Genomic DNA, 13,952 nt, shown 5'->3' with positions numbered 1-13,952 from the left:
TTAATCTTTCTTTTTGAGCACTACAAAGAAAAGTTTGTCGGTGTTCAAGATGTCATTATATGAAATTCTTTGACTGTTTACAACCGCGTCTATGTTTTTTGAGTTTAGCTCATAGGTCTCTGGGACTATTAAATCAAAGGAAAAATTACTTGTGAAACTACCGATTTGCTTCTGTGTTATTAACTGGTAGTTGGTACTATCCCTGAGTCTTGCAGGCATAGTATATGTAATCGAAAGTTCGGTTGCTTGCCGAGGTGAAACCTCAAGGTAAAGTCCTAGAATGTTGTACTGACCTGTTAAAGTGTCGACCTCCTCGACCAAAACATTATTTTTGGTTATTTGAGTCACTTTACTCGTTTGTGGTAAGAGTAACTGCGTGTAAATTTGATAGTTTCCTCCCTGAGTTGCAGATAGTGGCGACTCATTTTTCCATAATATACGAACTGTGCTTTCGAGGGTCGTCGAGTTGATGAATCTAACCGATTTAGACTCCGATTTTTGAATATATGCCGGTCCTTTCCGGGATGATAAGTCTTGATCAACAGAGAAAAGATAGTCGTTTATACAGTTGGAAGATGATATACATTTTGGCGCGATAGTTTTTCCTGACCAGTACAACCCATCAAGCATTTTTTGAATATCAGGTTGTCTCGAAAGTATCGCGAGTTGCTTCTCGTTTAGTGAGGTTATGATTGCTGAAAGAAAAGCACTGGGATCAACCGTACCAAGAGTTTGGGATATTCTATCCAGTACTGCAGGGAAAAAAATAGGATCGGATCCATAGAGCTGCTGTTTGATAGAAATATTTTCTGACGTGATGATCTCTCGATTGTCATTAAGTTGCAAGGCGGGAAAAACGGATAGGATATTTTGGAGAGCAGTTGTGGTAATAAGAAGCGTTGTTGTTGGTCTTTCACCTTGTAAGATCGACGAGATGTTTTCTACGATTTTATTCTGGGCATCGTACAGGTCTACAGAGGTTGTTGCATCATTTAGCATATTTATTTCTCCCGGAGTATATGAGACTAAAATTGGAGCTACTGTTTCCAGATTGAAGTCTTTCGGCTCAAGTTGTTTTGCAGAGAAGAACTGTGACGATATTATGCGATGGTCGCGGATTTTTATAATACCTACACTGTCAATAACGCCCCCTGAACCGCGTACTCTTGCGTTGTTGACAACAAGAAGCATAAGTATTTGGTTGGCTGGACTATTGGTAAAGGAGGTCGCGATGGGAAGAGCCTTTGTTATCTTATCCGAGACGAGCTCTTTATTTTTTAAACCTGTGTGAAGTGATTCTAATGAAGGATGGTTGGGGAGGTTAGTTATAATTCGCTCCAAATAGTCATGTGTCTGATTGTTTGCCTTATCAATTTGAGCTAGGATTTGCTTATAGTTTGGAAAACTTGAGGAAGAAGAGGCATTGAAGGACTGTAGCAGTCTTTGTTCGGCTTGAGCAAGATTCCTAGTTGCTTCTAGATAGTTTTCGATATGGGTATTTAGCTGAATGAATGACTCGGGGAAAAGTGAAACTGAAAACAAGGAATAAAGTGGACGTGCCGGAATAAAAAGGATTGCAGAGGCATTTGTCAGAAAACTACTCATAGGTCTAAGTTGCGCCACTTGTACATAGTTATTTTTTAACGAGGCATCAAGCATAGAAATATGCATGAGCGTCGACGGAACAAGCGGAACTAAGTATCCGAAACATACAGCCATAAAAATCAGCATAAAGGCTCTTGAAACTCGTCGGCGCAGAAAGATGCTGGATGTTTTAGATTTGACAGCACTGTGTTCTCTTAGTCTGAGTCTTTTAGTTCGAAGATCAAGAGTAGTCTCAGAGCTCATTGAAACGGAAAACCATAATAGCTGAGTGAGTTCGTCATCGGTGATATTCTCTGAAGAGATGAGTATAAACTTCATATTTTTTTTCGTAGGAGGAATTGAAATGACCTTACCGTGCGGTTTAATGAGGACAACAATGACTTTAATTGCAGATGGAATGTAAAGATCCGAGGGCGGCTTTGAAGCAAGGAAAAAAATTCGTTGGAAGCGGGTGTAGGACGGTGGTAGTGCATCAGCTTTCTGAATGGCAACGTCATACTGTTCGAGCCGAGCGCTTAACAAGCTCATAAGTTGTGGAACTTTCTTACCGACAATAAGAATACGTTCGTCCGATCGTACAATTTCAGAAACATGACGCAACATATCTTTATTGTATAATGAAGCGATGAATAACTCCAAAATTATCTCGCTTAGCGATCTCTCTCTGTCATTAATTGATGGTATGAAAAACAGAGTTCTTGTTGGAGGATGTTTTGATATTTTCCATTTTGGCCATCTAGACTTCCTTAAAAAATCCAAGGCATTTGGCGACAGCCTGATAGTGGCACTTGAACCGGATGAATTTATCCGTAAATTTAAACATCATGAACCATATCACGATATACAAAAGAGGGCGATGTTACTTGCTGAGTTGGAATGTGTGGACTTAGTTGTTATACTTCCCTTACTTACGAGCTTTCAACAGTATTTTGAGATGGTTCAGAAGGTTCGACCATCAGTGATGTCATTAACCGATGGCGACTCTCAGCTAGAAAATAAAACCAAGCACGCAAATGAGATAGGTGCGAAGATTAAGGTAGTTCCGTTAATTCCAAACATTTCATCCACACTCATTCATAAACATGCAACTATCACTAGCGATTAAGATTCCAGATGTAACTAAGAAAGCTATCCTTGAACAGCTCAGTCCTTTGAACGATGAGTACAAGGTGTTTCAATGGCTCCCCTCAGAGGAATATACTATAGAACTTTTTAACTTCGGTAAGGTTGAAGAGTCAAAGATCGACCCCTTGTGCGAGATGATAGAACGAGGTGTTTTTGATATGCCGGCCTTTACCCTTTACTCGGAGCTACTTCATATGATGATGAGAAACAACATTACCTTTTATGTCGGATTCCAGACAAGTAAGCCTATGGAGCGTTTAGTTAAGCAGCTCAAGCAGTCATTTAAAATAGAGGACAATCTGATTTTCTTCCCACACCTTCCGGTTGCGCGTTACAAAATACCTTCAAAACAACAGTATTTACTGATAAAAAAGAAGTGCGCAAGTTACAAAATGGAGTTCGAGATTGGCATAACTCAAATAACGCTGTTAAACAGCGTTATTGAGAATAACAAACTTCGTTATGAAATCATAAAGGAGTTTGCTCTTTATTCTAAAAGTTAAGCAGCTCCAATTTTGAACATTCCTGTTGCACAAACTGGACACTTACCTTTGAGGGCTGGTTTTCCGTTTTTTAGTGTAACTTTTTCAGGATCTTCACAGTCCCGCTTTGCTCTACACTTAACGCAATACATTGATGATGTCATATTATAGTTTCACCTCCTTTATTCATTTTCCTAGCTTCAATATGAGGCTAGGATGATTATTCATCGTACCATAATAAAGAACGAATTCAAGCGCAATTATGGCTAGAATTATTATAAGACTTTTTGTAATATCCTTTCGAAAGTATGCGTGTAGAATGACATCTTCTTGGGATGGACCGTCCTGATAGGATGTTTTTATACGATTTTTTTTGAGCTTGGTACGAATTTTCTGCTCTTTTGTGCGTTGCGGCATGTACAAGGTTTTAACATATTGACAGTATTTTGTAAAGTGTTTAGAATGTAAATCAATGTTCTTTTATATCGTAATCGCTCTTCTTTTTGGTTGGCTCACCACACTCACTATAGTTGTATATAAGACAAAAAAGCACTATCAGCATCTTGTTAAGGACACGAAAAATCACCATATCGACGAAGTTCTTGAACGACTTCTTGCCCACGACGAGTCTCTTATGACCGATTCTAAACTACTCAAAGACTCACTGATAAAACTGGACAAGGATGTATCCACGCACATGCAAAAAGTTGGAATTACTCGGTTTAATCCTTTTGGTAAACCCAATGGCGCTGATCAAAGTTTTGTTTTATCGCTCTTAGATAGACATAACAGTGGAGTTGTTATTAATTTCGTATATACTCATGAAGGAGTTCGGGTCTACAGCAAGCATGTTCATCTTGGAAAGGGTAAGGAATATCCGTTAACACCAGAAGAAGAACATGCTATTGAACAAAGTTTCAAATAAGTCGTATATAATGTAATTTCATATGCCAACAAAACACAGTATTTTTCTATCAATCATAATGTTCTTAGTTGTCGGATCCATTTCGTATTTTTATTTCTCAAGTGGTTTTGGTAAGGACTCAAGCAATGCTCCTCTTACCACGATAAAAAATGCTGCTGGCGAAGAAGAGGTTGTTGATACAGCTCCAAAGACAGAGGAATGTCCATTAAACGGAGAGCTTTTCTCAAAGGCAAGAAAACAGCTTTGGGAATCAAGAAGGCCTTTGGGAGTAGCTATCGAAAATCATATTGAGGCAAGACCTCAGTCAGGACTCTCAAAAGCAGACGTTGTGTACGAGGCAGTTGCTGAAGGTGGCATCACCCGATTTTTAGCTATGTTTTACTGTCAGGATGCTAAGCCAATTGGACCAGTTAGATCAGCAAGAATTTACTTTCTTAAGTTATTACAAGGATACGGAAACACCTCTTTATGCGCATGTTGGTGGCGCGAACACGGCAGGACCAGCAGATGCACTAGGTGAGATTCGAGACATTGGATGGGATGGGTACAATGACCTGAATCAGTTTGCCGTCCCGTTCCCATATTATTACCGTGACTATGAGCGATTACCAGACCGAGCTACCGAACACACAATGTATTCATCAACACAGAAATTATGGGAGTATGCTCAGAAGAATCGAAAGCTTGGAGCCAAGGATGATGATGGCGTTGCGTGGGACAAGGGTTGGAAACCCTGGAAGTTCGCCGATGAGGCAAAGACCTCAGATCGAGGAGCTGCTGGTAAGATCAGCTTCGGTTTCTGGTCCAAGTTTGATGCAGATAACTACTCAGTAGTATGGAGTTATGATCCTGTAACAAATACTTACTCAAGATCAAATGGAGGTACGCCACATCTTGATAAGATAACAAATAAGGCAATCAAATCCAAGAACTTAGTTGTTGTGTTTGCGGATGAGAGATCGGCAAATGATGGCTATGAAGGTGGCCACTTATTATACGACATTGTTGGTAGTGGTACAGGAACAATGTTTAATAACGGTAAGGCAACGAAGATCTCATGGAAGAAGCCAACCGAGGAGGATATGATGAGATTTTATGATAACTCAGGAGTAGAGATAATGCTGGTCAGAGGTCAGGTATTTGTAGAGATTCTTCCAACCGGAAATGTCGTTAAGTATTAAAATCGAGTCGTCAGTTTTCAGACTTCAGTTTCTGATTTCTGACCGCTGATAGCTGATAACTAGATAAGTATGTATGTTAAGACACATTATTCCTTCGCGGACGCGAATAAAGGTTCTTCAGTTATTGTTTCATAATCCAACTGAAAACTACTACCTTCGTCGCGTAGTAAGAGAGATCGACGAGGAGGTCAACGCAGTGAAACGTGAGTTTGATATCCTTGTAGAGGAAAAGTTGGTGACAAAAGAAAAAAGACTAAACAAGGTATTCTTCGCCTTAAACAAGCAGTACGAGTTCTACGATGAGTTCCTTCGCATCTTTACAAAAAGCGATCCATTTGCTCAAGCAATTATGCACACACTTCCTAAACTAGGACGCGTTAAGTTTATCGCGCTTTCGCTTAAATACTCAAAGAGACTCCCAATTAAGGAGGATGAGGTTTATGTTATTTTTGTTGGATTGATTGTAGTACCGGAGATTGAGCTTCTAATTTCTGAGGCTGAAAAGACCTTTGGTAGAGAGATAAATTTTACTGTAATGAATGAGGATGAGTTCACATTTCGTAAGAGAAATACAGATCCTTTTTTATGGAGATTCCTTCGACAGCCAAAAGTAATGCTTGTCGGCTCAGAGGATGAGCTGTTAAAATAGCGTTTACAGATGAAATATCTTTGGTATGTCGCGCTAACCTGTCTTTTCATACTTCTTGTATGGATAGATCTCCCTGAGAACTATCGCATTCACCTTACTCTTGGAAGTAGAACCCTAGACACCACGATTAATCCATTATCTATAAATACGAATATCTACGGTTTAAGGATCAAGAAGGACTTTACAACCAAGTACGGTCTTGATCTAAAAGGCGGAAGCCATCTTGTTTTTGAAACCGACACATCCAAATTACTGTCATCAGATATTCAGGACGCCCTTAACTCCAGTAAAGACATTATCGAAAGAAGAATTAATTTTTTTGGAGCATCTGAACCGCTTGTACAAACTATAAAGGCAGGAGACAAACACCGAATTATCGTCGAGCTTCCGGGTATTAAGGATACGGCTCAAGCTGTGGCGACCATTGGCCGAACTGCAAACCTTAACTTTCGAGAAGAGCTTCAACTAAAAATTCCAAATGCAGGAACAGAAACCGCAGGTAGAATATATTTCAGCCCTGAGTCTAAATTAAAGGGAGGGGATATTAAAAGGGCAACGGTTACGTTTGATCAAAATACAGGTAAACCCCAGGTCTCTCTTTCATTCTCTCCAAAAGGCGTGAAAATATTTGCCGATCTAACCTCAAAAAATATTGGTAAACCAATTGGAATTTTTCTCGACGATCAGGTCCTTGTAGCACCAACAGTACAGCAACCGATTCTTGACGGAAACGCGGTTATCACAACCCAATATAATGTTGATCAAACGAGACAACTTGCGATGGCTATAAACTCTGGTGCGTTGCCTGTTCCAATTAAGCTAATCGAGCAGAGAACCATTGGACCATCACTTGGTGCCCAAGAGATTCAAAAAAGTATAGTTGCGGGAGGGATAGGGTTGGTGGCCGTTGCGCTGTTTATGATACTTAACTATGGGGGACTCGGGTTGATTGCTTGTGCCGGTCTTATTATTTATGGACTCATATCATATGCGTTTTTTAGACTTTTCTCGGTTACCTTGACTCTTTCTGGCATTGCTGGATTTATACTCTCAATCGGTATGGCCGTAGATTCAAACATTCTCATCTTCGAAAGAATAAAGGAGGAAAAGCGTAAGGGACGAAGTCATTTCGCCTCGATACAGCTTGGATTTGGAAGAGCTATTGATGCAATCAAAGATGCAAACATTACTACACTACTCGTGGCATTCATTTTATACAATCCACTCAACTGGGAGTTTTTCCCACAGCTCGGCTTGATTAAAGGGTTTGCTCTTACTCTTGCCATTGGTGTGGTAGTGAGCTTGTTTACGGGTGTCGTAATCACGAAGAGACTTATTAATATTTTTTACAAAGCGCAGGTGCAGCCAAAGGTATGATTAATTTTTTCAAGTTTCGTTTTATCTATTTTGGCATTTCAGCGATTGTGATTATATCGGGACTGATCTCGATGTTTACCTATGGATACCGAACATCAATCGACTTCAGTGGGGGAACAATAATTGAGTACCAAACCGGCTCTCAGACTAACATGAAGATTTTAAGTGACTTACTCGAGACTAAAAAGATTAAGACAATCTCACAAGAACAGACGGGTAATAAAGTATCGATGCGCTTCGCTCCGTTGAGCGTCACAGATGAAAAGGTGGTATTAGAGCAGGTAAAAAAAGCATCAAAGAGTTCGGTCACCGTACTTCGATCGGAGACGGTAGGTGCGACTCTCGGCAAGGAAACGATTAATAAAACCTTAATCGCTGCATCGGTTGCGATACTAGGAATTCTGCTTTATATGACCTTCGCCTTCAAGAGCTTTAACTTTGCAGTTGCCGCAATAGTTGCACTTGCTCATGACCTATTAGTCATGGCAGGTGGTTACTCTATCATCTCTCATTTTTATGGAGCAGAGCTAAACACGCTATTTGTCACAGCGTTGCTTACAACGATGTCGTTTTCGGTTCACGACACAATTATCATTTTTGATAAGATACGCGAGTATCGAAGATCGAAGGTTGAGGATGCTCAGATTAGCGCAAACAGAGCGCTCACCGAGACACTTATTAGATCAGTGAACAACTCGATGACCATAATGTTCATGCTTCTTGCACTCATCTTATTTGGTGGATCAACGATACGATTTTTTATCATCGCTCTTCTCATAGGAACCGTTACCGGTACCTACTCATCGCCCTTTATTGCGACCCCAGTGCTCGTATTGCTAGAAAAACGAAAACGTAAATGAAAATTCTTACATATCCGTTAGGGGAGCTTCAGGCGAACTGCTACTTTTTGATTCAGGATAAAGACTGCGTGATTATAGATCCGGGAGACTCTGCAGACTTTATTCTTGAAGAAATGTCTCGAAACAATCTTCAAGTAAAGGCGATTATTGCGACGCATGGACACTTTGATCACGTGATGGCGATTGGGGAACTCAAGATGTCTCTGAATGTGCCCGTATATATATCGTCTAAAGATCGATTTTTACTAGATCGAGTAGAGGAGACGGCAAAGTACTTTCTCGGTCATGCTCCCGTAGTAATCCCCATCTCAGACACGATAGATTTAAAAGGTGGGCAATTTCAAATTTTAAACTTCAAATTTCAAATTTTGGAGACTCCCGGCCACACTCCAGGGAGTGTATGTATTTATATTGAAGAAGAAGGGACTTTATTCACAGGCGATACTCTTTTCAAAGATGGAATCGGTCGCTACGATTTCTCGTACTCAAACAAGCAAGAGCTATACTCTTCAATTAAACATTTAATTAAAGAGTTTCCTGAGGAGACGCTGGTGTATCCCGGTCATGGAGATCCGACAACGCTCGGTGAGGAAGAAAAGAAATTAGGCAATCTTTTTTAACTCGGAGAGAAGAGCTTCCTTTTCATTTTTTAGTCTTCCTTCCTCAATTTCGGTAAATAACTTACTGAGAATTTCTCCAATCTGTTTTCCTGGTTTTAGATTGAGTTGTTTCATCACGTCATTTCCATCAATTTTTAGATCTGTAATTGAAAATACGTGTTTCTGAACTTCCTCAAGACGTTTTTTGAAAAGATCGAGTCTCCATGAAGTTGGCGTGGCACCTGAACCAATACGATCTCCTGTACGTAGGTCGAGCATGTCCTGAAGATATTCTTTAGTAACGTCACGAATAAATCTTCGTATCGCCTTATCGGTTTGATCTTCTTGGACAGTGAACTGATGATGTTTCACAAGAAGGACCAGCTTTTCTTTCTGTTTATTGGAAAGCTTTAGTCGGTCAGCAATTTTTTGCACAAGTTTGTCGCCAACAACCTCATGATTGTGGAAGGTAATGAGTCCTGTCTCATCTTTATTGTAAGTCTGAACCTTTCCGATGTCATGTAGTAGAGTAGCCAGTCTGGTAACAGGGTCTTTTGATGGACAGTGCTTAAGAGACATTACTAAATGAGTACCAACATCATAGATATGATGACGTTTGGGACTCTTCTGTTCTATAGTGAAACATGCATCAAGCTCGGGGAGTATCTGTTCTAAGATTCCCGTGCTTCGTAAGAAGAGAACGCCCTCAGCAGGATTATTCGATGAAATTATCCTAAGAAGCTCATCTCGTATTCTTTCACCGGAAACTTTATTGATTAGAGTGGCATTATTTCTCATTGAATCTCTCGTCTTTTCATCAAGGAGAAAACCAAGTTCAGCCGTAAGTCTAACCGCTCGCATCAATCGAAGTGCATCCTCAGCAAATCTAGTATCTGGATCTCCAACGGTTACTATACGTTTTTGCTTAAGATCTTCTTGTCCATTGTAAGGATCGACCAAGACCGGTTTACTATCAATATAGTGAAGGGCTATTGCATTTATTGTAAAATCACGACGAGCTAGGTCCTCCTCAATCGTTTCAGCCCATTCAATCGTGTCAGGATGACGAGCGTCAGAGTAGTCGCTTTCCTTTCGATGAGTGGTCACCTCAAGCACATGACCTTCAAACTTTATACCCACAGTTCCGAATGTATTGTTATAAAAACTATCTGGAAATAGTTCTTTAAGTTCTTCAGGCTTCGCGTTGGTGGTGAAGTCCCAGTTAATAACATCCATTCCAAGAAGAAGATTGCGAACTGCTCCACCTACAACATAAATACGATATCCCTTATTGATAAAGATATCCATAAATGCGTGAATCTCTGCTGGTAGTTGAATCATTGCTTCATTATACTAGAGGAACCTTAATGCTATATAAAAAACACAAGAGACTTGTCGATATTCTTTCTCGGATCGTAGTTATTCCTTTTATTTGGCTTCCACTCGTTCCTATAGTCTTCACCGATATAATTCTAGAGATCTACCACCATATATGTTTTCCGCTTTGTGGCATAGCGCTAGTGAAACGTAACAATTATATAGTGTTTGATCGGGCGCAACTTTCGTATATTACCACCATCGAAAAACTCTCCTGTCTTTATTGCAGTTACGCTAATGGCTTCTTTCACTACGCCACAGCGATAGGTCTTGAAACAGAGAAGTACTGGTGCGGAATAAAACATAAAAGCTTCCCTGGGTATATAGAGCTCGTAGATCATCAAGGCTACATAGAGTATGGAGATAAGAAGGCATATCACGATAGGTATGAAGACTAATAGCGGAAGCTCATCTACATCTCAAAAACTTTTACGAGAGATGCTCGGTACTTTGGTAAAAGTTTTTTGTTAAGTACTTCGTCGAAGGAATACCATCCAGCCTCATGAAACTCTCCTTTGTCGGCGGTAAGGTTAGGAAGTGTTTCTAACTCCACTCGATAGAAAAAATCATAGTGCTGCATACAGTCGGATCTGTTTACATCATCGAAATGAGTAAGATCAAACATGGTGGCATCAATAACCTCGAGGCCTAATTCTTCTTTACATTCTCTAATTACGGTATCAAGCGGAGATTCTCCCTTTTCCATGTGGCCTCCCGCTCCCATCCAATGATCAGACTTTATGTGGTGACCAACAAACATCTTCTTCTGTTTTTTATTTACCACGAGAACGCCCACACAAAAATGATCGGCAACGCCATCTGACTTGAGATAGGTCGTGTTTTTCTTCAGTCGGTTTTGAAAGGCTTTGATCGTTTCTGCTTCGAGAGCAATATTCTTCTTCGCATCTTCAAAGGCGAGGACGATCGGAGAGGTCATACGATAAGTGACTTTACAATATCAACGTTCTGCTTATCCGGACCCTCACCCTTAAAACCAGGAACCTCGAGAATGACGGGAATATGTTTGGTCTTGGGGTGGTTCAGAAGATGCTTAAATACATCCATTCCCACAAGACCTTCTCCAAGATTGTCATGACGATCTCTAAGTGAGCCAAACGGATCTCGACTGTCGTTGAGATGCCAAACCGAAAGTCTGTCCAGTCCGATTTTGTCATCAAATACGGTAATAAAGTCTTCGTAGGATTTCTCGGTACTCAGATCGTATCCCGCTGCATGGAGGTGACAAGTATCTAAGCAGACTTTAAGACGCTTATCCTTTACCTCCTCAATAATTTCAGCAATCTCTTCTATGTCTTTTCCTATCTTTCTGTTTCCGGCATTTTCGATAATGAACTCAACGTCAGATGGCGCCTTCTCAAGAATCATCGAGATGTGATCGCAAAGATGTTTGTGATTCTTTCCATTATCTTTATATGACCCGAGATGAACGATGCTTCCCCTTACCCCCATTGACGATGCAATCTTGAGTTCGTGAGTAAGGAGTTGCTTGGAAAGCGTTCCAATTCGTCCGGTGTCCGCAAGGTTAATGAGATAAGAGGCGTGAAAATAAATTGGGGTTACATCTTGTTTTATCGCGAACTTCGAGAAGGCATCAGCGTCGCTGTCTGGAATCTTGGCAAAGTTCCATCCTCGAGGTGAAGCGCAGAAGATCTGAACTGCATTACACCCAATCTCCAGAGCTCTGTCTATACCTTTTATGTGTCCTCCTGCTATAGATACATGTGCTCCAATTCGATACATGGGTTTATTATACCCAGTTGATATAATAGTTCGTAATGGAAAATCCAGCTGGAGATATTCACCCCATCGACATAGAAAAAACAGATGATCGGGTACTATTTGAATTCAATCAAGAAGCTAACTCAAACCTTGAACGACTCAGTGTTAGATTAACAGTAAAGGATGATGAGCGGTTTCCAAATATTCCTCCTTTTGGGGCTTTTACAGTAAGTAAGAATGGCGAATTCTTAGCAGAGGTTCGAGGAGAATTACAAAAAAACCGAAGAGATAAAGGTATTGAGTTTCGAGCTGTTCGTTCTCACAATTTCACTAAAAATCTACCTTATGCTACGCATATCCCTAGATTAGTGGGTCGAACGATAGGGGAATTAGTAGCGAGAGGATTTGTTAAGCGGTGGTATTCGGATAGAGAGAATGCTTTAAGCGAGGATGCAATACATCTATACGGTAAGTTTCTTGCAGAAGATCCAAGACTTGAAGTGATTTCCCCCTGTCCTGCTACAGAAAATCGATACTTGGTCGCTGCAAAACCCCCTATTTCACATGTGAAATAGGTTCATTTCTTGATGCCGACTATTTTGAGAATCAACTCTCGATAAAATCGGGGTTGACATCTTTTAGCAGAGTTACTATACTATTGCTAACCCTTCGGCTAACGCTCTGGACAAGCCTTTTAGCCAAGGATATAAATATGGATGACCTAACAAACAGACAAACAGATGTGCTTCGAGCCTTGATTCGTGAGTATACCGAAAGCGGACTTGCTGTGGGATCTGAAATTCTTGAGAAGAAGTATAAACTAGGCGTGTCTCCGGCTACCATCAGAAGCGAGATGGTTGAGTTGGCTAAGAAAGGGTACATAAAAAAAGATTATTTCTCTTCAGGAAGAATACCTTCTGCAAAGGGATTTCGGTTTTACATAAAGCACTTAATGAAAGAAAAGGATCTTTCCACGGGAGAAGAAGTAGCATATAAGAATGGAATTTGGGATGAGCGAGCTGACGACCAAAAAATGTTATCCCACGCTACAAAGGTTCTTGCACAAAAAACCGGATTACTTTCAATCGCAGTTACAAGCACCGGTGAAGTGTACTATGCGGGAGTTGGAAATTTATTAAGTATTCCAGAGTTTTTCAACCTAGATGTTTCTCGAGCGTTATTTAAGAAGTTAGACGAACTACAGTACTGGGGAAAGATCTTAACAAAGGTTCAATCGGATCAGGATGAAGTGTATATCATGTTAGGTGAGGATGACTTTAGCGATCCGGTTTATGAAACCTGCGCGAGTATTCTGGGCGATATTAATACAGAGAAAATGAAGGGATTTATCGGAGTTTTAGGACCCAAACGAATGTACTATGAATCGGTCACTCCACAGGTTAAATATTTTGCACATTTAATCGAAAGCATTATTAACGATAAAGGATAATTATGAAACCAAAAATGAAACAAAAAGCACACGACGTTATGGATCAACTCGATACAGAATTAGGTGAGGTTGAAGAAGCCAAATCAGTTCTGGAAGTTGAACGTGACGAATATAAAAATAAGTTACTAAGAGCTTTAGCCGACTATCACAATTTGGAAAAAAGGGTAGCAGATGAGCGACAAGAACTTGGAAGGCGTGCAGTCCAGAACTTTATTTTACGAATACTTCCGTTTTTAGATAATTTGGAGCAGGCAGAGGTATTTGTAAAAGATAAAGGTCTTGAAATAGTAAAAACGTCGTTTCTTGAACTTCTTGAAAAAGAAGGATTAAAAAAAATCGATGTGCTAAATAAAGAGTATGATATTCATGTAGCGGAAGCAATCGATCTCGTTGAGGGAGAGAGGACAATATAGTTGTTGAGGTAATGCGAAATGGGTACAAATTCAATGGTCAGATTGTAAGACCCGCACAGGTCAAGGTGAGTAAAAAATTAACCTAATTAACCAAATTTTTAATTAATCTAAATAAACAACAATGACACAACATATTAGAAATTGGAAGTTCGTTAGAAATTAGTGCAAT

At 40.1% G+C, this 13,952-nt stretch carries 18 protein-coding genes; 13 read left to right on the top strand and 5 right to left on the bottom strand.

Features of this window, described 5'->3' with window-relative positions:
* Complete coding sequence (locus tag IPH70_03875; protein QQR63619.1) at positions 1 to 2,208, bottom strand: DUF4012 domain-containing protein; 2,208 nt, start codon at positions 2,206 to 2,208, stop codon at positions 1 to 3.
* A gap of 22 nt (positions 2,209 to 2,230) precedes the next feature.
* Here IPH70_03875 and IPH70_03870 point away from each other — a divergent pair, with 22 nt between their 5' ends.
* On the top strand, positions 2,231 to 2,710 hold the full coding sequence (locus tag IPH70_03870; protein ID QQR63618.1) for an adenylyltransferase/cytidyltransferase family protein: 480 nt from the start codon (positions 2,231 to 2,233) through the stop codon (positions 2,708 to 2,710).
* The gene (locus tag IPH70_03865) at positions 2,688 to 3,233 is read left to right on the top strand and encodes a hypothetical protein (GenBank protein ID QQR63617.1); all 546 of its coding nucleotides are present in this window, start codon (positions 2,688 to 2,690) and stop codon (positions 3,231 to 3,233) included. The genes IPH70_03870 and IPH70_03865 overlap by 23 nt, the downstream gene beginning before the upstream one ends.
* A gap of 165 nt (positions 3,234 to 3,398) precedes the next feature.
* Here the strand turns inward: IPH70_03865 and IPH70_03860 are convergent, their stop codons facing one another.
* A complete protein-coding gene (locus tag IPH70_03860; protein ID QQR63616.1) occupies positions 3,399 to 3,629 on the bottom strand; it encodes a hypothetical protein in 231 nt (76 codons plus the stop codon).
* A gap of 55 nt (positions 3,630 to 3,684) precedes the next feature.
* Between IPH70_03860 and IPH70_03855 the strand changes: the two genes are divergently transcribed.
* The 6 genes from IPH70_03855 (at position 3,685) to IPH70_03830 (ending at position 8,824) form a co-directional block, all read left to right on the top strand.
* The gene (locus IPH70_03855; GenBank protein ID QQR63615.1) at positions 3,685 to 4,137 is read left to right on the top strand and encodes a DUF4446 family protein; all 453 of its coding nucleotides are present in this window, start codon (positions 3,685 to 3,687) and stop codon (positions 4,135 to 4,137) included.
* 58 nt (positions 4,138 to 4,195) lie between these two features.
* Positions 4,196 to 4,657 (top strand): DUF3048 domain-containing protein, encoded by a 462-nt coding sequence (locus IPH70_03850; protein QQR64425.1) that lies wholly within the window; start codon positions 4,196 to 4,198, stop codon positions 4,655 to 4,657.
* Between the two features lie 734 nt (positions 4,658 to 5,391).
* A complete protein-coding gene (locus IPH70_03845; protein QQR63614.1) occupies positions 5,392 to 5,967 on the top strand; it encodes a hypothetical protein in 576 nt (191 codons plus the stop codon).
* 9 nt (positions 5,968 to 5,976) lie between these two features.
* Positions 5,977 to 7,344 (top strand): protein translocase subunit SecD, encoded by a 1,368-nt coding sequence (secD, locus tag IPH70_03840; GenBank protein ID QQR63613.1) that lies wholly within the window; start codon positions 5,977 to 5,979, stop codon positions 7,342 to 7,344.
* Complete coding sequence (gene secF, locus IPH70_03835) at positions 7,341 to 8,204, top strand: protein translocase subunit SecF (GenBank protein ID QQR63612.1); 864 nt, start codon at positions 7,341 to 7,343, stop codon at positions 8,202 to 8,204. Before secD ends, secF begins: the two co-directional genes overlap by 4 nt.
* Positions 8,201 to 8,824 carry an MBL fold metallo-hydrolase gene (locus IPH70_03830; protein ID QQR63611.1) on the top strand — a complete coding sequence of 208 codons (624 nt, stop codon included), beginning with the start codon at positions 8,201 to 8,203 and terminating at the stop codon, positions 8,822 to 8,824. Before secF ends, IPH70_03830 begins: the two co-directional genes overlap by 4 nt.
* Here the strand turns inward: IPH70_03830 and IPH70_03825 are convergent.
* Entirely contained in the window at positions 8,807 to 10,144 is a 1,338-nt protein-coding gene (locus IPH70_03825; protein ID QQR63610.1) for a CCA tRNA nucleotidyltransferase, read from the bottom strand. The two genes, IPH70_03830 and IPH70_03825, sit on opposite strands and share 18 nt — an antisense overlap.
* Before the next feature lie 26 nt (positions 10,145 to 10,170).
* Here IPH70_03825 and IPH70_03820 point away from each other — a divergent pair, with 26 nt between their 5' ends.
* Positions 10,171 to 10,578 carry a hypothetical protein gene (locus IPH70_03820; protein ID QQR63609.1) on the top strand — a complete coding sequence of 136 codons (408 nt, stop codon included), beginning with the start codon at positions 10,171 to 10,173 and terminating at the stop codon, positions 10,576 to 10,578.
* A gap of 14 nt (positions 10,579 to 10,592) precedes the next feature.
* Here IPH70_03820 and IPH70_03815 read toward each other — a convergent pair whose 3' ends face one another.
* Both IPH70_03815 and IPH70_03810 read right to left on the bottom strand, forming a co-directional pair.
* The gene (locus tag IPH70_03815; GenBank protein ID QQR63608.1) at positions 10,593 to 11,117 is read right to left on the bottom strand and encodes an NUDIX hydrolase; all 525 of its coding nucleotides are present in this window, start codon (positions 11,115 to 11,117) and stop codon (positions 10,593 to 10,595) included.
* Complete coding sequence (locus IPH70_03810) at positions 11,114 to 11,941, bottom strand: deoxyribonuclease IV (GenBank protein QQR63607.1); 828 nt, start codon at positions 11,939 to 11,941, stop codon at positions 11,114 to 11,116. The genes IPH70_03815 and IPH70_03810 overlap by 4 nt, the downstream gene beginning before the upstream one ends.
* Before the next feature lie 35 nt (positions 11,942 to 11,976).
* Between IPH70_03810 and IPH70_03805 the strand changes: the two genes are divergently transcribed.
* From IPH70_03805 to IPH70_03790, 4 genes are all read left to right on the top strand, one after another.
* Positions 11,977 to 12,495 (top strand): hypothetical protein, encoded by a 519-nt coding sequence (locus IPH70_03805; protein QQR63606.1) that lies wholly within the window; start codon positions 11,977 to 11,979, stop codon positions 12,493 to 12,495.
* A 137-nt stretch (positions 12,496 to 12,632) separates the two neighbouring features.
* On the top strand, positions 12,633 to 13,370 hold the full coding sequence (locus tag IPH70_03800) for a hypothetical protein (GenBank protein ID QQR63605.1): 738 nt from the start codon (positions 12,633 to 12,635) through the stop codon (positions 13,368 to 13,370).
* Positions 13,371 to 13,372: 2 nt separating this feature from the next.
* A complete protein-coding gene (gene grpE / locus IPH70_03795) occupies positions 13,373 to 13,783 on the top strand; it encodes a nucleotide exchange factor GrpE (protein QQR63604.1) in 411 nt (136 codons plus the stop codon).
* An 11-nt stretch (positions 13,784 to 13,794) separates the two neighbouring features.
* The gene (locus IPH70_03790; protein ID QQR64424.1) at positions 13,795 to 13,869 is read left to right on the top strand and encodes a hypothetical protein; all 75 of its coding nucleotides are present in this window, start codon (positions 13,795 to 13,797) and stop codon (positions 13,867 to 13,869) included.
* Positions 13,870 to 13,952 lie beyond the last annotated feature (83 nt).

It is taken from the genome of Candidatus Roizmanbacteria bacterium (assembly GCA_016699265.1).
GTDB lineage: Bacteria > Patescibacteriota > Microgenomatia > UBA1406 > GWC2-37-13 > CAZLQR01.
The sequence above is the reverse complement of the archived record's forward strand: the minus strand, read 5'-3'. Positions and strand labels throughout refer to the sequence as shown.

Bases quoted from the DNA above. Each gene is read 5' to 3' on its own strand.
- IPH70_03825 (QQR63610.1), bottom strand. From the start codon at position 10,144: ATGATTCAACTACCAGCAGAGATTCACGCATTTATGGATATCTTTATC.
- secF (QQR63612.1), top strand. From the start codon at position 7,341: ATGATTAATTTTTTCAAGTTTCGTTTTATCTATTTTGGCATTTCAGCG.
- IPH70_03820 (QQR63609.1), top strand. From the start codon at position 10,171: ATGCTATATAAAAAACACAAGAGACTTGTCGATATTCTTTCTCGGATC.
- IPH70_03850 (QQR64425.1), top strand. From the start codon at position 4,196: ATGTTCTTAGTTGTCGGATCCATTTCGTATTTTTATTTCTCAAGTGGT.
- grpE (QQR63604.1), top strand. From the start codon at position 13,373: ATGAAACCAAAAATGAAACAAAAAGCACACGACGTTATGGATCAACTC.
- secD (QQR63613.1), top strand. From the start codon at position 5,977: ATGAAATATCTTTGGTATGTCGCGCTAACCTGTCTTTTCATACTTCTT.
- IPH70_03800 (QQR63605.1), top strand. From the start codon at position 12,633: ATGGATGACCTAACAAACAGACAAACAGATGTGCTTCGAGCCTTGATT.
- IPH70_03805 (QQR63606.1), top strand. From the start codon at position 11,977: ATGGAAAATCCAGCTGGAGATATTCACCCCATCGACATAGAAAAAACA.
- IPH70_03815 (QQR63608.1), bottom strand. From the start codon at position 11,117: ATGACCTCTCCGATCGTCCTCGCCTTTGAAGATGCGAAGAAGAATATT.
- IPH70_03875 (QQR63619.1), bottom strand. From the start codon at position 2,208: ATGTTGCGTCATGTTTCTGAAATTGTACGATCGGACGAACGTATTCTT.
- IPH70_03855 (QQR63615.1), top strand. From the start codon at position 3,685: ATGTTCTTTTATATCGTAATCGCTCTTCTTTTTGGTTGGCTCACCACA.
- IPH70_03845 (QQR63614.1), top strand. From the start codon at position 5,392: ATGTTAAGACACATTATTCCTTCGCGGACGCGAATAAAGGTTCTTCAG.
- IPH70_03810 (QQR63607.1), bottom strand. From the start codon at position 11,941: ATGTATCGAATTGGAGCACATGTATCTATAGCAGGAGGACACATAAAA.
- IPH70_03860 (QQR63616.1), bottom strand. From the start codon at position 3,629: ATGCCGCAACGCACAAAAGAGCAGAAAATTCGTACCAAGCTCAAAAAA.
- IPH70_03865 (QQR63617.1), top strand. From the start codon at position 2,688: ATGCAACTATCACTAGCGATTAAGATTCCAGATGTAACTAAGAAAGCT.
- IPH70_03830 (QQR63611.1), top strand. From the start codon at position 8,201: ATGAAAATTCTTACATATCCGTTAGGGGAGCTTCAGGCGAACTGCTAC.
- IPH70_03870 (QQR63618.1), top strand. From the start codon at position 2,231: ATGAATAACTCCAAAATTATCTCGCTTAGCGATCTCTCTCTGTCATTA.